This is a genomic window from Xanthobacter autotrophicus, from assembly GCF_005871085.1.
Taxonomy (GTDB): domain Bacteria; phylum Pseudomonadota; class Alphaproteobacteria; order Rhizobiales; family Xanthobacteraceae; genus Xanthobacter; species Xanthobacter autotrophicus.
Window position 1 is genome coordinate 38190 of sequence record NZ_VAUP01000005.1, and the last position, 21439, is coordinate 59628.

The following is a 21439-nucleotide window of genomic DNA, read 5'->3' on the forward strand; positions in this document are numbered from 1 at the left end:
AAAACCTGTCTCATGGTGTGTCGCCGACGCCCTCGTCCATCATCTCGCGCAAGAGCGCATCCACCTCGGCGTCGCTGAGGTTCTCGATCTGCTGGAGCGTCTGCGCCAGCGCATCTCCCCCGTCCGGCGCGGCCGACGCCAGGAGCAGCTGCGACACCGGCTGGTCCGGGGCCTCCACCATGGCCGCGAGCACCGCCGCGAACTGGCGCTCCAGTTGCTCCACGCTGGCGGCATCGAACAGGTCGGCGTTGTAGATGAAGGAGGTGGAGAGGCCCTGGTCGGTCTCCCAGACGTGCACCTCCAGATCAAAGCGCACGGTGCCGTTGTCCAGGTCCCACACCGGGCCGATCTTCAGGTCCCGCGCGTCGAGGTCGGGCTTCGGCACGCCGCGCTGGAGCACGAGGATCACGTCGCAGAGGGGATTGCGGCCGGGATGGCGCTCCGGCTTCAGCTCCTCCACCAGTTTCTCGAACGGAACGTCCTGATGGGCAAGGCCGCCGCGCACCGTCTCGGCCTCGCGGGCGAGGGCCGCGCGCACGGTGGGGTCACCCGAAAGGTCGCCGCGGAACACCACCATGTTGGCGAAGAAGCCGATGAGCCCCTCGATCTCCGGCCGGTCGCGATTGGCCACCAGCGAGCCGACGACGATATCGGACGCCTCGGTGAGGCGATGCAGCAGGATGCGGAAGCCGGCCATCAGGGTCGCGAACAGGCCCGCCCCGGCGCTGCGGCCCAGCGCCTTGAGGCCATCGGCCAGTTCCCTCGGCAGCATCACGGTGAAGGCGCCGCCCCGGTGCATAATGGCGCCGGTGCGCGGCCGGTCGGTGGGCAGGTCCAGCACCGGCAAGGGCGCGGCGAGTTGCCCGCGCCAATAGTCCAGCTCCGCCGCAAGGCGCGGGCCGCTGAGCCAGTCGCGCTGCCACACGGAAAAGTCGGTGTATTGCACCGGCAGCTCCGGCAAGGGCGAGGCCTCGCCCCGGGAAAAGGCGCGGTAGAGCGCCCCCAGCTCCTGGATGAACACCACCGCCGACCAGCCGTCCGTGACGATGTGATGGATGGCGACGATGGCGCGCTGCAGCTCGGCCCCCAGCTTCAGCACGGTCAGCTTGAACAGCGGCCCTTCGGCGAGATCGAAGGTGCGGCGGGATTCTGCTTCCACCCACGCCGCCATCTGGCGTTCGCGCTCCGCCTCGCTCAGGCCGGAGAGGTCCACCCACTCCAGCGGCAGGGCAAGATCAGCGCGGATGCGCTGCACCGGCGCGCCGTCCACCTCCGGGAAAAAGGTGCGCAGCGCGCCATGGCGGCGGACGATCTCAGCCGCGGCGCGAGCGAAGGCGTCGGGCTCGAACGGGCCTTCCAGGAACAGGGAGAAGGTGACCGTGTAGAAGGCCGATCCCGGATCAAGCCGCGACAGGAACCACAGCCGGTGCTGCGCGAACGAGGCCGGCGCCTCGGCAAGGTGAAGGGGCACGATCCCGGCGGCGGGCGCCGCGCCCTCCCCCGCCACCGGCGCGATCTTGCCGGCGGCCGCCGCCACCAATTGGGCAAGGCTGCCGGCCTCCATCATCTCCGCCACCGGCAGGTCGATCTCCAGCTCGGCGCGGATGCGGTTGCGCAGCTGGATGCTGACGAGGGAATCCAGCCCCAATTCCTGCAACGGCTGGGTTTCGGAGAGCACCTCCCCGCCCTCCAGCCGCAGCAGGCGGCCGACGACGCCGCGCAGATACTCCAACAGCAGGCCATCGCGGCGGGCGGCATCGGCACTGCGCAAAGCGGTGCGCAGGGCGGCGAAGGTCTCGGCGGCGGCGGCGGCCTGCTCCAGCTCCCGCTCCACATGGGCGAGCACCGAAAGACGGCGCGGCAGGCCCTCGAAATAAAGCCGCCAGTCGAACGGGGCGACGCCCACCTCGGCGGCGCTCTCGCGCATCAGCTGGCCGAGGATGGTGAGCCCCTTCAGCGGCGGGATGCTGCCGCCATAGGCAAGGCTCGCCGCCACCGCGCCGCCGGCGGTCATGCCGGTGTCCTGCCAGCCGCCCCAGTTGATGGCCAAAGCGGGCAGGCCCTGGGCGCGGCGGGCGTGGGCCAGCCGGTCGAGGAAGGCATTGGCGGCGGCATAATTGGCCTGCCCCGGCGCGCCGAGCACCGAACCGAGGGAGGAGAACAGCACGAACAGGTCCAGCGGGCGATGGGCGGTGGCCCGGTGCAGGGCATAGGCGCCGCGCACCTTGGCGGCGAACACGCTTTCAAGCCGCGCCGGATCGAGCGCGGTGAGAACGCCGTCATCCAGCGCGCCTGCGGCGTGGATGATGCCGCGCAACGCCGGCATGCCGGCATCCACGGCGGCGAGCACTTGCGTGAGCGCGGCCTCATCGCCCACGTCGGCGGCGAACACCTCCACCCGCGCGCCGGCGGCCCGCAGCGTGGCGATGGCGGCCTCGGCTTCCCGGTCCGGCGGGCGGCGGCCCACGAGCGCAAGAGCGCGGGCGCCGCGCTCCACCATCCAGCCGGCCACCAGCCGGCCGATGCCGCCGAAGGCGCCGGTGACCAGATAGGTGGCATCGGCGGCAAAATCGCCCCGCCGCGCGCCGGCGGCGGGCGTCGCCAGCACCAGCTTGCCGGTGTGCCGCGCCTTCTGCATGGCGGCCATGGCGTCGAGGGCGTCCTCCACCCCATAGATGGTGGTGACGGGCCGGCCCAGCGCGCCACTCGACATCAGCTCCAGCGCCTCGGCGAGGAGCGCGCGCACCAGCTCGGGCTCCTCCACGGCGGTGATGTCGAAATTGACGATGGAGTAAGTGATATCGCCCCGCGCCGCGCGGGCCTCGTCCACGCTCCAGATGTCGCGCTTGCCGATCTCCACGAAATGCCCGCCCGGCGTCACCACCGAGAGGCTGGCGGGAATGGCCTCGCCGCCGAGGCTGTTGAGCACGATGTCGACGCCGCGCCCGCCCGTCAGCCGCATGATTTCGTCGGCGAAGGCGGTGTCGCGCGAGTTCATGATGTGGGTGACGCCCAGCGCGCGCAGGAATTCATGCTTGTGGGGGCTGGCGGTGGCGAAGATCTCGGCGCCCACCATCTGGGCGACGCGGATGGCGGCGATGCCCACGCCCCCCGAGGCGGAATGGATCAGCACCCTGTCCCCGGCCTTGATGCCGGCGAGGTGGTGCAGCCCATACCAGGTGGTGAGATAGACGATGGGCAGGCCCGCCGCCTCCACCACGCCCATGCCCTGCGGCACCTTGAAGACCACCGCCGCCGGCAGGGTGACGTGGCTGGCGAAGGTGCCGAAATGCAGGGCGACCACCTCGTCGCCCACCGCAAGGCCGGTGACACCCGGCCCCACCCGCAGCACCCGCCCGGAGCATTCGCCGCCGAACGGGCCGGCCTCGCCGGGATAAAGACCCATGGCGTTGAGCACGTCGCGGAAGTTGAGGCCCATGCCCAGCACTTCCAGCTCCACCTCCCCGGCCTGCGGGCGCCGGCGGGCATGGGGCACCACCAGCAGCCGGTCTAGGCCGCCCTCGGGCGTCCGGTCGATGCGATAGGGGGTGTCTGGGATGTCCAGCCGGCTCTGCGCCGCCGTGCTCTGGTGGCGCGTCAGCCGCGGCACGAAGCGGGCGCCGGCGCGATAGGCCACCTGCTGCTCGCCATCTGAGCCGGTGAGTTCGGCGGCGATCTGCGCGGCCTCGTCCGTCGCGCCCTCAGGCGCGAGGTCGAGGATTGTTGCGGGCAGGTCGGGATATTCGTGCCACACGGTGCGCACCAGGCCCCAGAGCGGGGCGGCGGCCAGACCCTCGACAACGCCCTCATCCGCCGGCGCCGCGTCCGGCACGACGCCGCCCTGGGCACCGCGCGTGAGCACGACCAGCGGAAGGTCGCTGGTGCGGCCGGCGGCGATCAGCGCCTGTAGCAGCGCCAGCAGGTCCGCGCTCGCGCGCTGGGCGGCATCGGGGATAGGGGCGTCGCTTGAAGCGAGCGCGCGCAGATCCACAAGGCCGGCGAAAGCGCTGATGGCAAGGAGATCCGGCAGGCGACCCACCTCCCCCGCAGGCAGAAGCAGCGCGGACCCGCCCAGCACTTCCAGCCGCGCGGCGATGGCGGCCGCCAGCCCGTCGCCGCCGACGAGAAGCCATGGCCCCGCCCCCGGCCCTTCGACGCCCGAGGGCATCTCGGCCGGTTCCCAGGCGAGGTCGTAGAGCCAGGTGTCGATACCGCCGGCCTCCTGCCGCAGCACCACGTCGCGGGTGACGCGGCGGGATTTGAGGCCCACCGCCTCCGCTGCCACGGTGCCCTGCGCATCGAACAGGCGGAGCGTGGAGATGTGGTCGGCGACGCCCTCTCCTTCCCCGCCCTGCAGGCGGGAATGGCTGAAGATGTCGCCCGGCACGAAGCCGCGCACGGTGAGGCGGTCGAGGCTCACCGGCAGATAGGTGTCGGCATCGTCCATGGCGCCGAAGGCGGCGCCCAGCGCCTGGAAGCAGGCATCCATCAGCGCCGGATGAAGGCGATAGGCCTGCGCCCCGTCCCGCGCCGCATCGGGCAGCACGATATGGGCCAGCGTCTCCCCCTCCCCGCCGGAAAGCGCGGAGATGCCGCGGAAGGCCGGGCCGTAGGCAAGCCCGCGCCTGAGATAATTCTCATAGACCGAGGCCACCGGCACCGGCGCGTCGCAGCGGCGGCGGGCGGCGTCCAGTGTCTCGTCAGCGGCGGGCAGGTCGGTGTCGTCCGCCGCCGGCTTCACGGTGCCGGAACAGTGGAGCGTCCACTCGTCCCCCGCCGCATCGCCGCTGAAGATCTCGAAAGAATAGGCCTTCCCGGAAGCGGGCACGAACACCGCCTGCACGATGCGCTCGCCCGCATCCGGCAGGGTCATCACCTGCTTGAAGGAAATGTCCTCCAGCGTCAGCTCGTCGGTGGCGAACAGGTGCGCACCGCCGGCCAGCGCCATCTCCAGATAGCCGGTGGCCGGCAGCACCACCGCATCGAACACCCGATGGTCGGTGAGGAAGGCGGGATCGGCGGCATTCAGCGCCGCCTCGAACCGCACCTCTTTGGTGCCGGCCTGCCGCAGCCGCTGGCCCAGCAGCGGATGGTCGGCGCCGGTGGCGACGCCGCGCACCTTGCCGCCGGCCGTCCCGCCGGCGCGGGGCGCCGCCCAGAAGCTGCGGCGCTGGAAGGCATAGCCCGGCAGCCGCACGCGACGGCGCGCATAGTCCGCATCGAACCCGGCCCAGTCGATCTCGACGCCGGCCACATGAAGCCGTCCGAGGCTGTCGAGCATCGTGCGCCAGTCGGTGCCGGGCCGGCGCAGGCTGGCCAGCCACTGCCGGCCGTCCGCGTCGGGCGCGCCATCCAGCGTCTCGCGGCCGAGCGCGCACAGAACCGGGCGCGGCCCGATCTCCACGAACAGGCTGATGCCCCGCGCGGCGGCGGCGCTGATGCCATCGAGGAAGCGCACCGGCGCCAGCACATGGCGGCACCAATAGTCGGCGCGCGCCAGCGCCGTGGTCTCCAGCCGGCCGGTGAGGTTGGAGAGAATGGGAACGTCCGGCGCGCCATAGGCGACGCTTTCCGCCAGCGCGCGGAACGCCGCCATCATCGGCTGCATGAGGGGGGAGTGGAACGCGTGCGACGTGGTGAGCGCCCGCGCCTTCACGCCCTTGGCCTCGAAGCCGGCGGCGATGGCCTCCACCGCGCTCCGGCGGCCGGAGATGACCGTGCTGCGCGGCGCGTTGACGGCGGCGATGGAGACCTCGGAGGCGGAGGGCGCCACGGCCGCCGCCACCTCGGCTTCGGCGGCGAAGAGGGTCATCATCACCCCGTCGCGGGGCAGCGCCTGCATGAGGCGGCCACGGGCGGCGATGAGCTTCAGCCCTTCCTCCAGCGTGAACACGCCGGCAAGCGTCGCGGCGGCATACTCACCCACGCTGTGGCCCAGCATCACCGAGGGCTTCACGCCCCATGAGCGCCACAGATCCCCCAGCGCATAGCCGAGGCTGAACAAAGCCGGCTGGGTGTAGATGGTCTCGTCGATCAGCCCTTCATCCCCCGGCGCCGGGAACAGCACGCTGAGCAGCGGCCGGTCCATGAACGGCCGGAGGATGGCGTCGCAGCGATCCAGCGTGCGGCGGAAGCGCGGCGAGGCCTCATACAGCGCGCGGCCCATGCCGGCATATTGGGAGCCCTGGCCGGAGAACAGGAAGGCGACCTCGGGCGCCGCCCCCGCCGCCTCGCCGGAGAGGTCCGGCGCGCCGCCCTCGGCGAAGGCGGAGAGCTGCGCGGCCAGTTCGTCCGCCGCGCGCGCCGTCACCGCCAGCCGGTGCTGGAAATGCCGCCGCGCGGTGGCGGCGGTGAAGGCGATATCTCCCAGTTGCCCGGTGCCCGCCTCCGCCACAGCCCCGGCATAGGACCGCGCCAGATCGCGCAAAGCGGCCGTGCTGCGGGCCGAGAGGACGAGCAAATGCTCAGGCCGCTCCACCTGCGCAGCGACCGCCGGCACGGCGGGGGCCTGCTCCAGCACCATGTGCACATTGGTGCCGCCCATGCCGAAGGAATTCACCCCGGCGCGGCGGGGATGGCCTTCCGTCGGCCATGGCGTCAACTGGTCCACCACCCGGAACGGGGTGGCGGGGAAGTCGATCTCGGGATTGGGCGTCTCGAAATTCAGGCTCGGCGGGATCACGCCATGCTTCACCGCCAGCGCCGCCTTGATGAGGCCGGTGATGCCTGCCGCCGATTCCAGATGACCCACATTGGTCTTCACCGAGCCGATGCCGCACTTGTCCGCGCGCTTGGCCCCCGAGCCATAGGCGCGGGTGAGCGCCCGCACCTCGATGGGATCGCCCAGCGGCGTGCCGGTGCCGTGGGCCTCCACATAGGAGATGGTGTCCGGCGAAATGCCGGCCTGCGCCAGCGCGGTGGCGATGACGCGGGCCTGCCCGTCCACGCTGGGGGCGGAGAAGCCCACCTTGTGGTCGCCGTCATTGTTCACGCCCCAGCCGCGGATCACGGCGTGGATCGGATCGCCATCGGCCACCGCATCCTCCAGCCGCTTCAGGGCCACCACGCCCACGCCGCTGCCGAAGATGGTGCCCCGCGCCTTGGCGTCGAACGCCCGGCAATGGCCGTCCGGCGACAGGATGCTGCCATCCTCGAACAGATAGCCGCTCTTCAGCGGCAGCTTCACCGTGACCCCGCCCGCCAGCGCCACGTCCGCCTGCAGATTCAAGAGGCTGTCGCAGGCCATGGCGACGGCGGTGAGCGAGGTGGAGCAGGCGGTCTGCACGCTCACGCTCGGGCCCCTGAGGCCCAGCTTGTAGGAGACGCGGGTGGCGAGATAATCCTTGTCGTTGCCCAGCACGGTCTCAAGGCTGCCCACCGAGCCGATCTCGGCGCGCAGGTGCAGCAGGCCGTAGGTGGAGAAGCTGGCGCCGCCGAACACCGCGATCTCGCCGGCAAAGCGCTCGGGCACGATGCCGGCGTCTTCCAGCGCCAGCCACGCATGCTCCAAGAACAGGCGCTGCTGCGGGTCCATCAGCTCCGCCTCGCGCGGGCTGATGCCGAAGAAGCCGGCGTCGAACTGGTCGATGGCGTCGAGATAGGAGCCGGCCTTCACATAATTGGGCTGGCGCAGCACGGCGGCGGGAATGCCCGCTTCCAGCAGTTCCTCGTCGGTGAAGCGGGTGATGCACTCGCGGCCTTCCACCAGCGCGCGCCAGAAGGCGGCGATGTCGCCGCTGCCGGGAAACCGCCCGCTCATGCCGATGATGGCGATGCCGTCCAGAGCCGGGGTGACGGGCGCGTTGAGGGCCGCGTTGCTCATGATGCCGCTTCCGCTTCTGTCGAATGGCCGCCGGTGCGCCGGCGGGCGAGCCGTCTCGCGCGGTCCTGCTTCGCGCGCTCGACGCGCGCGACGATGTCGTCGGTCTCAAGCTCCGCCGCGCCGCCGCCGAGGAACAGGGCGAGGCGGCGGATGGAGGGGTTCTGGAACAGGTCCACCAGCGGGAAGGTGCGCTCCAACTGCTCCTGCAGCCGGCGGTGGATCTGCACCAGATGCACCGAATTGGCGCCGAGGTCGAAGAAGTTGCTGTCGAGCCCCAGCGCCGGCAGCTGCAATACGGCCGCCACCACTTCAGCGATGGTCTTCTCCACGTCGGTGGAGGGCGCCGCACCCGCATCCGCCACAGGCAGGACGGTGTCGGGCGACGGCAGGGCGTCGCGGTCCACCTTGCCGTTGGCGCTCAGCGGCAGGGCATCGAGCAGGATGATGCTCGACGGCAGCATGTAGTCGGGCAGCTTGCGGCGCAGGTGGGCGCGCAGTTCGTCCACCGGGTTCGGCTGCTGGGGCACCTCCTCCGGGGACCAGCTTTCCAGCTGGGCCTCGGTGATGCCACCGCCGGCGAAGCTGTGCAGCACCACATCCGCCTCTTCGAGCCCGAGCAGGGCGTGTGCCGGCCCCTCGGCGAGGAAACCCAGCGGGCATAGGCCGAGCTTGTGCTCCGGCGCGGCGGACGCCAGCAACTGGCCCATGTAGCCCGCCTCCAGCAGGCAGAAGTCGCGCCACAGCGGACCATACAAAGGCTCCACCGCCGCCCGCCGCCCCACCAGCACGATGGAAAAGGCCGAGGCCTCCACCAAAGGCCGGTTGGGGCCGGGATAAAGCTTTGTCATCTCCGCCCCCGGCCCCACCGCGACGAGGCGATGGCGGCTCGGGTCGTAGTAATAGGCCCCGCCCGCAAGGCCGGCGACGCGGCCGGGCTTTGCCACCACATAGGCCTGCACCGGATAAAGGCTGCCGGCCGAGGGATAGCGGAACTTCGGCAGCGGCGCGCCCTCCATGGGCAGTTCCTGCAACGCGCCCAGAAGCGCGCCGAGGCGCTCCATGGTGATGCTCCCGCCCTCGAAATGGCGGAAGCTCTGGCGTGCCAGCCAGGCCGCGCGGCGCGCCGCATCGAAGCTGCCGCCGGGCAGCGCCACGGCTTCCGCATCGGGCGCGGGCGGGCGCAGGCCGCGGCGATCGAGCTTGAAGGCGACCCGCGCCATGGGATCGGCGAGCACGTTTTCCGTGCTCAGGTCCCCGCCCGGTTCCTCCTCGGCCGCGGGTTGCGGCTTGAGCACCACATAGGCCACCAGCCGGCGATGGCCGAGGGCGTCCATCGGCGCCGCCGCCACCGCGTGCTCCACGCCCGGATGCTGCGCCAGGATGGCCTCGATCTCGCCCAGCTCTATGCGGTGGCCGTTCACCTTGATCTGGGTGTCGCGCCGGCCGAGGAACTCGATGTTGCCATCGGGCAGGAAACGCCCGTAATCGCCGGTGCAATACAGCCGCTCGCCGGTGCGGGGATGGCGGATGAAGGCGGCGCGTGTCTTCGCCTCGTCCTTCCAGTAGCCGTCCGCGAGGCCGGTGCCGCCGATATAAAGCTCCCCGGGCACATAGTCCGGCGCGGGCTCCAACTGGGCGGTCAGGATATGGGCGGTCTGGTTGGCGAAGGGCTTGCCGTAGGGAATGGAGCGCCACGCCGGGTCCACCGCGCCGATGGGATAGACCACCGCATTGATGGAGGTTTCCGTCGCTCCGCCCTGACCGTGGAGCGCGATGGCGGGATCGAAGGCGCGGATGCGGTCGGGCAGGGACACCGGGATCCAGTCGCCGCTCATGACCACGCAGCGCAGGGACGCCGGCCACGCCTCGCGGCGCGGTTCCAGCGCTTCCACCAGCATCTGCATCAGCACCGGCACCGACTGCCAGACCGTGACGCCATGGCGGCGGGCAAGGTCCGCCCAGTGCTCGGGATCGCGCAGCCGGTCGGCGTCCGGCAGCACGATGGCGCCGCCGGCGGAGAGCGGGCAGAAGATGTCGAACACCGAGAGGTCGAAGCCCAGCGCCGAGAGGCCGAGCGTGCGGTCGCGCGGGGTGAAGCCGTAGCGGCGGGTGAAGTCGGCGATGGAATTGGCAATGGCCCGCTGGCGGATCATCACCCCCTTCGGCACCCCGGTGGAGCCGGAGGTGAAGAGCACATAAGCCAAGTCATCCAGGGAGAGCGGGCGGGGTTCGGCACCATCGCCCGCCCCCTCCAGCAGGTCCACGGCGATGCGCGCGATGCCGTCCGGCCAGTCCAGCGCCCCATCCACTGCGGACTGGGTGAGGGCGGTGGTGACATCGCAATGGGCGAGCAGATAGGCCCGGCGCTCGCTGGGCAGGTCGGGATCCACAGGCAGATAGGCCGCGCCCGCCATGAGGATGCCGAGCACGGCGGCCACCTGCTCCCAGTCCTTGCGCATCACCACCGCGACGAGGCGGCCCGGCCCGTCGCCCCGCGCCCGCAACAGGCCGGCGATCTCCACCGCGCGCCGGTGCAGTTCGCCATAGGTCACGGCGCGGCGGCTGGTGAGGACGGCCACGGCCTCGGGATGGGCGGCGGCGTGGGCGCGGAAGGCGTCTTCCAGCCGGCGCGGCGGGAAGTCTTCCTGCGTCCGGTTGACGGCGGCGCGGCGGGCGATCTGGGCGGCGGGGGCAAGGCTGCCGTGCCCTTCGCTCCACGCGCTGTCGCTGGTGGCGAGGCGTTCCACCAGATCGCCGTGGGCGGTGACGAAATCGTCCAGCAGGCCGGGCGGGAAGATGGCCTCCACCGCGTCCCAGTTCAGCACCAGCGCGCCGTTCCACTCCATCACCTGATGGTCGAGCCAGACCTGCGGGGTCTGCGACACGCTCTCCACCACCTCGCCGAAGCGCTGGGCCTTCTGGCCGGCGGGGTCGATGTCGAGGGCGCTGGTGAACACCACCGGCATCAGCGCCGACACGCCGCTGCGGCGGCGCTGGGCCAGCGCGCGCAGCACGTCGATGCCGCTGATGGTGCGGTGCTCCAGATCATCCCACAGCCGGGCCTGCAATGCCCGCGCCCGATCGAGGAAGGAGGCCGGCTGGCTGTGGTCCGCTTCCAGCAAGGTGAGGGTGGTGAAGTCGCCCATCAGGCCGGTCACGTCGGGGTGCAGCGGCAGGCGGTTGAAGGTGGTGAGGTTCAAGGTGAAGCGCGGGCTGGCGCTCCAATTGCCCAGCGCCTGCGCATAGGCGGCGATCAGCACCAGCGACGGCGTCAGCCCGGCCGCGGCGGCGCGGTCCTTCAGCGCCTGCCAAAGGGCGGGGGAGAGCCGGCGGGTGCGGCGCACGAAATGGGGCTTGTCCAGCGCGGCCGCCGCCGCCCGGTCCACCGGCAGGTCCGGCGCCGGCGGCAGGCTGTCCAGCCGGTCGAACCAGTAGCGCTGCGCGGCCTGGTAGAGGGCGCCCCGGTGCAGGCCGCGCTCGGCCAGCACATAATCGCGGAAGCCGATGGCGAGCGGGGGACGCGTGTCCCCATCCGCCTCGTAACTCCGGCGCCATTCGTCGAACAGCAGGAACAGGCTGGCGGCATCCGCGATCAGCGCGTCGACGCCCACATGCAGGCGCACCTTGCCGCCGTCCATGAGGGTGGCGCGGATCTGGAACAGGGGCCAGCGATCGGCCGGCAGGGTCTGCCCGCTCATGGCCGCGCGCACCGTTTCGAGATGGCGCTCCACCGCGTCGGCGGGGCGGCCGCGCAGGTCCTCGACGGCGATGGGATAATAAGGCACGTCCGCCAGCACCTGCTGGCGCTCCTCGCTGAGGATGACGGCGCGCAGCATGTCGTGGCGCTTCACCAGCCGGTTCCACGCCGCCTCGATCCGCGGCAGGTCCCAGCCCACCTGCTCCAGTTCCAGATAGATCTGGGTCGCCGCCTGCCCCAGTTCGAAGGTGGCGGTGCGCCCCATCCAATAGGCTTCCTGGATGGGGGTGAGTGGGAACGGCTCGTGCCACGCCGCCGGGTCGGGCGTCAGCTGCGGCAGGCCGGCGACGGCATCCGCGCCAACAACCGCCGGCTCGGCCTCGATGCGCGCGGCGAGCCGCGCCACTGTGGGCGCCTCGAACAAAGCGCGCAGCGGCAGCGCCACGTCGAAGCGGGCGCGCAGCTGCGCCATCAGCAGGGTCGCGAGAAGCGAATGCCCGCCGATGCGGAAGAAATCATCGTGGATGCCCACGGCCTCGCGGTGCAGCACCTCGGCCCACAGGCTGGCGAGGCGCCGCTCGGTCTCGGTGCGCGGGGCGGCGGCTTGCGGCGCGGCGGGGGCGGCGGGCACGGGCAATGCGCGCGTGTCGAGCTTGCCGTTCGGGGTGAGCGGCAGCGCATCAAGGAACACGATATCCGCCGGCACCATGTAGTCCGGCAGGCGGCCGACCAGCGCCGCGCGCAGCCCCTCGGCATCAAGCATGGGAGGGATGGCGGCGCGGGGCGGGCGCGGGCCGGGGCGCGGGCCGCGATGGGCGTAGAGGTAGTAATTGGTCTTCGCGCTTTCCTCCAGCCGCCAGTCCTGCTCCACGCTCACGGTGAAGCCCTGCGCCTTGAGCAGCGCCACCACCGCGTCGAGCCGCCCGTCCATGTCGTGCAGCTCCAGCGCCACCTGCCGGATCTTCGGCCAGTCTTCGGCGCGGATACCGGCGAGAACCTCAGCCTCGCTCTTCTCCACGTTGATCTTCAGGAGGTCGATGATCTCCACCCCCTCCCGCGCCATGACATCGGAGAGGGTATCCAGCGCCACCTCAAGGGTGCGGCTGGCGAGGCGATCCTCCAGCAATTCCTCCAGCAGGGGCGGGGCGAAGCCCGCCCCGCCCTCGCCCTCATGCTTGCGCACGAAGGAGCGCACCACGTCCGCATCCGCCGCCCGGTCGGCATGCAGGCCGGAGAGGAAGGAGAAGCCAGGATAGAAGGTGAAGGCGGCACGGCCCGGCGCGGCGGCGAGCCCCGTATTGTGGACGGTTGCAGCGACGCCATAGAGGCCCGCATTGGCCCGCGCCAGCGCGCAGACCGTGGGGTTGGGCTCGAAGGCATGCACCCGCACATCCGGTGCGGCGAGATGGGCGGCGAGGGTGAAGAGGCCGATATTGGCCCCCACGTCGAACACCGTATCGCCGGCGCGCAGCTCCACCCCGTGGCGGAAATAGGCTTCCAGCTCAAACATTTCCTCATAGAGGAAGTCGGTCTCGTTGCGGTTGAGGTGAGCCACCGCAAGGCCGTTGGGCAGAATATGGCGCGGCGCGCCGTTCGCCGTGGGCGCGCGGGCGGGATCGGCCACCACATAGGCCGCCAGCCGCTGCACCGCGCCCGCCCCGTGCAGCACCACGGCGGCATCGCGCACGCCCGCCACCGCCTTCAGCGCGGCGGCGATCTCCCCCGGCTCGATGCGATAGCCGCGCAGCTTCACCTGCGCATCGGCCCGGCCGAGGAAGACGAGGCTGCCATCGGCCCGGCGGCGCACCAGATCGCCGGTGCGATAGACCGGCCCGTCGTCGAACGGCAGCGAAACGAACCGCCGGGCGGTCAGTTCCGGCTCGCCCAGATAGCCCCGCGCCACCCCGGCGCCGCCGATGTAAAGTTCGCCCGCCATGCCCTGCGGCACCGGGCGTCCGGCATCGTCCAGCACATAGGTGCGCACGTTCGCCAGGGCCCGGCCCATGTGGGGCATAGGGCCGGCGATCAGGGTGGCGGTGGCATCGACGGTGCTTTCCGTCGGCCCGTAGAGGTTGAAGAAACGCACGCCGGACGGCGCCGCAAGCTGCGCCCACAAGGCCCCGTCGATGGGCTCGCCGCCCACCAGCACCGCCTTGGGCCGCACGTGGCCGGGCGCCAGCAGGCCCTCGGCCAGCAGCATGGAGAGATGGGTGGGCGTCACGTCCAGCACGTCGATGGCATGGGCGCGCAGATAGGCGACCAGCGCCGCCGGGTCCTCCCGCGCCGCGTCCGGGATCACATCCAGCGTGTGGCCGGCGAGCAGCTGGATGATCTGCTTCACCGAAGTGTCGAACACCACCGGTCCGTTCACCGCCACCCGCAGCGGCCCGTCGCCGAGGCCGGCATGGACGCTGGCCCGCAAGGCGTGGAACAGGTTCACCACTGCGCCGTGGGGCACCACCACCCCGCGCGGGCGCCCCGTGGAGCCGGAGGTGTAGATTATATAGGCCGGGTCATCCGGCCCCACGGCGACTTCCGGCGCCGTGGCGGGCTCATCGGCGATGGCGGGAGCGCAAGGGACGATCCCCTCACCCAGATCCCCATCCGCCGCGCGCGCCACGGCGATGCGGGCGCCGCTCTGGGCGAGGATCTCCACCTGCCGCGCCGCCGGCCACTGGGGGTCCAGCGGCACATAGGCCGCCCCCGCCTTCAGGATGCCGAGGAGGCCGATGATCAGCTCCACCGAGCGCTGAAGCCGCAGCGCCACCGCCTGCCCCGGCCCGGCGCCGAGCCTGATGAGGCGATGGGCCAGCCGGTTGGCTGCGGCGTCCAGCGCGCCATAGGTGAGGCTCTCCGCCCCGCAGGTGACGGCGAGGGCGTCCGGCTGGCACGCGGCCACGGCGGCGAAAAGCACATGGAGCCGCCGCTCGCCGCCGATCTCCAGCGCAGGCCCGATGCCGGCGGCCAGCGCCTCCCGCGCCTCCTCATCCGACATCAGGGCGAGGTCGGCCAGCGCCGCATCGGGCCGGGCGACGATGTCCGCCAGCAGCGCCTGGAACTGCCGCGCCATGGCCTCTACGGACGCGCGGTCGAACAGGTCGGCTGAATACTCGAAGGTGCCCACCAGTTCGGCGCCCTCATCCTTGATGGAGAGGCCGAGATCGAACTTGCTGGTGCCGGGGTCCACGTCCAGATAGTCGACGGTGAGCCCCTCCGGCGCGATGCCCGCCGGCAGCTTCTGCACGTCGAACATCAGCGCCGTCAGCGGCACCGGCCCCAGATCGCGCTCCCGGCGCAGATGCTCCACCAGCCGCTCGTGAGGATAAAGCTGGTGCGCCCGCGCTTGGGTCGTGACTTCGCGCACGCCGCCGAGGGCATCGCGGAACGAGGCCTGCCCGTCCAGCCTCAGGCGCAGCACCAGCGTGTTGATGAACAGCCCCACCGCGCTTTCCAGCTCAGGCAGGTCGCGGGTGGTGGAGGGCGCGGCGAGGAGCACGTCGTCGGTGCCGCCATGGCGCGACAGGAGCACGCCATAGGCGGCCGCCAGCGTCGCGAACAAAGTGGTCTCGCAGCTCTGGGCCAGCGCGCGCAGCGCCGCGCTCAGGTCCGCATCGCAGCGGAACACCACCCGCCCGCCGGCGGTGCCGCGCAGGGCCGGGCGCGGCCGGTCCAGCGGCAAGGCGGGGGGCGGCGGCGCATCGGCCAGCGTCCGCGTCCAGTAGTCGCGCTCAGTGTCCAGCGCGTCGCTCACGAAGCGCGCGCGCTCCCACACCGCATAATCGGCATAGTGCACCTGCGGCACGGGAGCCTGCGCCCGCTCGCCGCGCTGGCGGGCGCCATAGGTGGCGAAGATCTCGCGGAACAGGCCGGCGGCGGACCAGCCGTCGAGCACGATATGGTGGACCACGAACACCAGCACCTGCTCATCCGGCCCCGTCTCCAGCGCGCAGAGCCGCAGCAGCGGCGGCGCGGCGAGGGTGAACGGGCGGCGGATGGCTTCGCGGATCGCCTCGTCCAGCGCCTCTTCGCCCTGCCCCGCAAGATCGCGCCGCTCCAGCGGCAGCGGCGCCGGCGGGGCGATCACCTGCTCCGCCGAGCCCCCGGCCGGCACGATGCCGGTGCGCAAAATCTCGTGGCGGGCGATCAGGTCGTCGAGGGCCTCGCCGATGAAGTCGAGCCTCAGCGGGCCGCGCACGCGCAGCACCACCGCCTCGTTATAGGCCGGGCTCGAAGGGTCGATCTGGTGCTCGAACCACAGCCGCTCCTGCGCGAACGACAGGGGAAAGCCCCGCCCGTCGCGCGGCTGGGGCGTGATGCGCGGCGCGGCCGGGGCCTGCGCCCGCTGCCCGAGCCGGCGCGCCAGCAATTCGCGCTGCTGGGGGGACAATTGGGCGAGGCGCTCTTCGATGTTCATGGGTCAGGCCACCTTCTGCCCGGACGCGAGCAGCGCCTCGACTTCCGCTTCCGGCAGGTCCTCGATCTCGTCCAGCAGGGCCTTGAGGCGGTCGTCGGCGGCCAGTTCCCCGTCCAGCCAGTCGGCCAGGCGCGCCACCGATCCGGTGAACAGGTCCACGATGCTGGGTGTGAGGTCGAACTGGCGCTTGATGCGGTTGCGGATTTCCACCGCCATGATGGAATCCATGCCCAAGGTGGTCAGCGCGCGCCGGTGGTCGAGCTTGTCCGCATCGAAGCGCAGCACGGCGGCGACGATGGCGCCGAGGCGCGCCCGCAGCTCGGCCTTGCGCTCGGCCGGCGGCATCAGCAGCAGGTCGGCGATGCCTGCGCTCGTGGAAGAGGTGTCGGGCGCCGCCGCCTGAAGCAGCTCCAGCCGCGCCGAGGCCGGCACCTGCGCCCAGTCGGCGTTCAGCACCAGCGCCTGGGTCGCGCCCCGGGCCATGAGGTGGTCGAGGGCCGCCATGCCCTGCTCCGGCGCGATGGGCTCCACGCCCGAAAGCCCGGCCCGCTCGGCAAGGCCAAGGCGCGCGAACAGGCCGATGTCCGCCCACGGCCCCCAATTGATGGCGGTGGCCGGAAGACCGGCGGCGCGGCGGTGCCAGGCCAGCGCATCCTCGAAGGCATTGGCCGCGCCATAGCCGGCCTGCCCCACCTGCCCCAGCACCGAGGAGGCGGAGGAGAACAGCACGAAATGATCCAGCGGCAGGTCTCCCGTCTGCCGGTGGAGCGCAAGGGCGCCGACCACCTTGGGCCGCATCACGGCAGCGATGTCGCCCGCGCTCATGCGCAGCAGAAGCGCGTCCTGGATCACCCCCGCCGCATGCACCACGCCGCGGATGGGCGGATGCGCCTCGGCCCGATAGCCGGCGAGGAAGGCAGCGAGGCGCGCCTCATCCGCCACGTCGAACGCCTCCACCCGCACGGAGGCGCCCAGCTGTTCCAGCCCCCGCACGGCGGCGACGCGCTGTCCCGCCTCGCTTTCGGCGGGCAGTGCCGCCCAGTCCGCGCGCGGCGGCAGCGGCGTGCGGCCGATGAGGATCAGCCGCCGGGCGCCGCGTGCCACCAGGAAGCGCGCCGTCTCAAGGCCAAGTCCGGTGAAGCCGCCGGTGACGAGATAGCTCGCATCCGGCCGCAGCAGCACCGGCCCGGCCGCAATGTCCGGCTTCGGCAGGCGGGCGAGGCGGCCCACCCGCCGCCGGCCGGCGCGCAGGGCGATCTCCCGGTCGTCGATCTCCCGGTCGTCGCCGAGGTCCAGCATCTCGTCTGCCGCCGCCGCGCAGGAGCCGGCGGGGTCGCCGGGATCAAGGTCGATCTGCGCACCCCAGATCTCCGCATGCTCCATGCCCACTACCCGACCGAAACCCCAGAGCGGCGCCGCCACCAGATCGGGGGCCGGGTCCGCCCCATCGCAGGCGATTGCCCCGCGGGTAACGATGAACAGCCGCGCCCGCGCCGCCCCTTCCGCCAGCGCCCTCACGGCGGGAAGGGCGCGCCCCGCCACCGCCTCGAACACGGCCTCCGGCACATCCGCGCCGCCCGCCCCGGTCGCAAGCAGCACCACGCCGCGCAGGGCGGCGCCGGCGGCGGCGAAGTCCGCCGCAAGGTCCGCCCCGGGCGCGAGCAAACGCACCGCCCCGCCGCGCTGGCGCAGGGCGGCGGCGAGGCTGTCGGCCACGGCCCCCGGCGCCCCTGAAAGCAGCCACAGGCCGGAGGCATCGGCTGGCAGAGGACGAGGCGCGCGCGGGCGCTCGTGCCACTCCAGATGATAGAGGCTGTCGCGCAGGGACGCGCTGGCCTTGGGCCGCATCTCGTCCACCCGGCGCAGGGCAAGGCCGGTGACGCGCGCCACCACCGTGCCCTCGGCGTCGCTCAGGGTGAGGTCGGCGGCAAGGCGCGGCGCGCCGGGCACCGCATCGGCGGCGAGCCGCGCATGGACGAACACCCGCGCCGGCACGGCCGCAAGCTGCGCCAGCGTGCCCACGCCCTGCGGCAGGTAGACCGGCCGCGCGCCGGCCCCCTCCGTCCCGATGGCGGCCACCACCTGGAACGCCCCGTCCAGCAGCGCCGGATGGAGGCCGAAGGCGGTGTCGGACAGGCCCTCGGGCAATGCCACTTCCGCCCACGCCTCGTTCGCACCGGCCCGCAGCGCCCGCACGCCCCGGAAGGCCGGGCCATAATCGAGCCCACCGGCGGCAAACTGGCCGTAGAAACCGGCGAGATCGACGGGCGCGGCGGCCTCCTCCATTGCCGGCGCAGGGCCGGCCGGCGCCTCGGGGCCAGATCTGCGCACGCCGATGCGTGCGTGCAGGGTCCAGTCATCCTCGCCCTGAAGCGGGCGGCTCAGCACCGCCACATCAGCGCCATCGCCGCCGGTGCGGGTCAGCGTCACCTGCAGGCGGCGCGCCTCGCCCTCGGGCAACAGCAGCATCTTCTCGAAGCGGGCGCCTTCCAGCACGAGGCGTTGCCCCGGCATGGCCTCTCGCGCCGCCGCCAGCGCCATCTCCAGATAGGCCGCGCCGGGCAAGACGGGCACGCTGGAGAGGGCATGGTCGCGCAGCCACGGCAGGCTCGAAATATCGATCTCCCCGTCCCAGAAGTGCGCGCCGCCGTACGCCGCCGCGAACGGTGCGCCGAGCAGGGGATGGCTGCCCGCCTTGCGCGCGCCGGCCGAACCGCCGGTGGTGGCGGCGATCTGGTCCACCCAGAAATGCGCGCGCTGCCAGGGATAGGCCGGCAGGGACACGCAGCGCCCCGCGGGCAGCACGCGGCGCCAGTCCACCGCAAAGCCATTGGCCCACAGGCCGCCGAGCGCGGTGGCGAGATCCAGGGCCCCATCCCCCTCCCGCGTCAGCGTCCCGAGCGCGACGCCGTCCGCGCCCACATGCCGGAGGATCTGGCGCAGCGCCCCCACCAGCACCGGATGGGGGCTGATTTCCAGGAACAGATGCGCCCGCTCGCGGGAGAGCTTCGCCACCCCATCGGCCACGCGGAACGGGTCGCGCAGGTTGCGGCTCCAATAGGCGGCGTCGAGGTTCGGGCCGGGCTCGTCGCTCACCGTCACGGTGGAGAGGAAGCGCAGTTGCGCCGGCCGGGGCGCGATGGTGGCGAGGGCCGATTCCAGCGCCGGGCGCAGGCTATCCATGGCCGGGCTGTGGGCGGGCACGTCCACATTCTCCAGCAGCCGGCCGAAAATGCCCGCCGCCTCCAGCTCCGCCAGATAGGCCCTGAGCGCCTCGGCCTCCCCGGCGATGAGGGTAGAGGCGAAGCTGGTGACGCCGGCCACGGCGAGCCTGTCGGCCTGCGGCGCGAGCGCGGCTTCCACCTCCGCCGCCGGCAGGCCCACCACGGCGGTGGCGCCCACCCCGCGCTTGGTGCGCAAAAGCCGGCTGCGGGCGAGGATGACCCGCGCCGCATCCTCCAGCGAGAGGATGCCGGCGGCGAAAGCGGCGGGGATCTCGCCCATGCTCTGGCCGAGCACCACATTCGGCACCACGCCAAGCTCCCGCCACAGGGCCACAAGGCCGGCCTGCATGGCGAAGAGGACGGGCTGCACCACGTCGATGTCATCGAGGCGCGAGTCCTCCGGTGCCGCGTTCAGCTCATCTATGAGGGACCAGCCGGCCTCGGCGCGCACCAGCTCATCCAGCCGGTCGATCACCGCGCGAAAGGCAGGCGCGGTGGCATAAAGATCGCGGCCCATGCCCAGCCAATGGGAGCCCTGCCCCGAAAAGATGAAGGCCAGCGGCATCCCCGCCTCGCCGTCTGGCACGGCGCCAGTGGCCACATGGCGCGCGTCCTCGCCGGCGAGATGCGCCTCCAGCCGCGCGGCCATCTCCTCCCGGCTGGTGCCGACCACCGCGAGGCGAAAGGCGTGGGGAGTCCGGCGCAGGGCGGCGGTGGCGCAGATGTCGGTGAGCCCCGGCGCATCCGGCGCGCGCAGGAAGGCCACATAGGACCGGGCCAGCGCCGCCAAAGCATCCGGCGATTTCGCCGACAGGGGCAGCACATAAGCCGCAGCGTCTTCGGCGGGACCGGAGACGGCAGGAGAGGCGACAGCAGCCGGGGCGATGGCGGCCGGCGCCTCCTCCAGTATCACGTGCACATTGGCCCCGCCGAACGAGAAGGCGCTCACCCCGGCGACGATGGGTTCCCCCGGCGCGGGAAAGGGTCCTGCGGCGGTGCGCACCTCCAGCGCGAAGGGCGCTTCCGACAGCGCCGGATGGGGGGTCTCGAAATGCAGGTTTCCCGGCAGCAACCGGTGCTTCAGGGCCAGCGCGGTCTTGATGATGCCGGCGATGCCGGCGGCGGATTCGGTGTGGCCGATATTGCTCTTCACCGAGCCCACCGCGCAGCCGTGGCCCGGCGCGCGATCGGTGCCCAGCACGTTGGCGAGGGCCTGCAGCTCGATGCGGTCGCCGACGATGGTGCCGGTGCCGTGGGCCTCCACATATTGCACCCGGCCGGGCGCGATGCCGGCCTTGCCATAGGCCTCGCGCAGCAGCCTTTCCTGCGCCTGCCCGTTGGGCGCGGCGATGCCGTTGCTGCGCCCGTCATGGTTCACCGCGCTGGCGCGGATCAGGGCATAGATGCGGTCGCCGTCCGCCTCAGCCTGCGACAGCAGCTTCAGCACCACCATGCCGGCGCCTTCCGACCGCGCCATGCCGTCGGAGGCGGCATCGAAGGTGTGGCAGCGCCCGCGCGGGGAGAGCGCGCCCATGCGCGAGAAGCAGATGTCCGGCGCCGGCACCAAATTCACCGCCACCCCGCCGCACAGGGCCACCGTCGCCTCGCCATTGCGGAGGGTCTGGCAGGCAAGGTGCAGCGCCAAGAGCGAGCCCGAGCAGGCGGTGTCCACCGTGAGGCTGGGGCCATGGAGGTCCAGCACATAGGACAGGCGATTGGCGATGATGGAATTGGAGGTACCGGTGCCGGTGGCGGCGGACACCCAGCGGTCGTCCGCCGTGATCAGCTGGTTGTAGTCGTTGGTCAGCGTGCCCACCACCACCGAGGTGAGGGAGCCGGCGAGGCGGTCGGCCGGAATGCCGGCGTCTTCCAGCGCCTCCCAGGCGGTTTCCAGCACCAGCCGCTGGCGCGGATCGATGAACGGCGCCTCGCGCGGGGTGATGCCGAAGAAGTCGGCGTCGAACCTGTCGAGGTTCGGCAGATAGCCGCCTTCCCGGCTCACCGTCTTGCCGCGCGCCTGGGGGTCGGGATTGTAGAGGCTGTCGATGTTCCAGCGGTCCTGCGGCACCGGGCCGAGGGGATCTGCGCCCCGAACCAGAAGGTCCCAGAACCCCGAGAGGTCTGCGGCACCGGGAAAGCGGCATCCCATGCCCACGATCGCCACCGGCTCGCCCTGCCGGCGCTCCAGCACATCCACCTTGGCGCGCAGATCGCGGATCGCGCGCAACGCCCGTTCGGTGGTGGTCGCAGAGCTGCCGGCGGTGCGGTCGGGCATGGATTAA

The 21439-nt window shown here is 72.0% G+C and carries 3 protein-coding genes; all 3 read right to left on the reverse strand.

The annotated features are described in order from the left end of the window. Window positions 1–10: 10 nt before the first annotated feature. Genes FBQ73_RS02135 through FBQ73_RS02145 form a run of 3 tightly spaced genes read right to left on the reverse strand, consistent with a single transcriptional unit; the run spans window position 11 to window position 21432 of the window. Window positions 11–7822 carry a type I polyketide synthase gene (locus FBQ73_RS02135; protein WP_138397883.1) on the reverse strand — a complete coding sequence of 2604 codons (7812 nt, stop codon included), beginning with the start codon at window positions 7820–7822 and terminating at the stop codon, window positions 11–13. Beyond that, window positions 7819–15933 carry a non-ribosomal peptide synthetase gene (locus FBQ73_RS02140; RefSeq protein ID WP_138397884.1) on the reverse strand — a complete coding sequence of 2705 codons (8115 nt, stop codon included), beginning with the start codon at window positions 15931–15933 and terminating at the stop codon, window positions 7819–7821. The genes FBQ73_RS02135 and FBQ73_RS02140 overlap by 4 nt, the downstream gene beginning before the upstream one ends. A gap of 3 nt (window positions 15934–15936) precedes the next feature. Then, on the reverse strand, window positions 15937–21432 hold the full coding sequence (locus tag FBQ73_RS02145) for a type I polyketide synthase (RefSeq protein ID WP_138397885.1): 5496 nt from the start codon (window positions 21430–21432) through the stop codon (window positions 15937–15939). Between the last annotated feature and the right edge of the window lie 7 nt (window positions 21433–21439).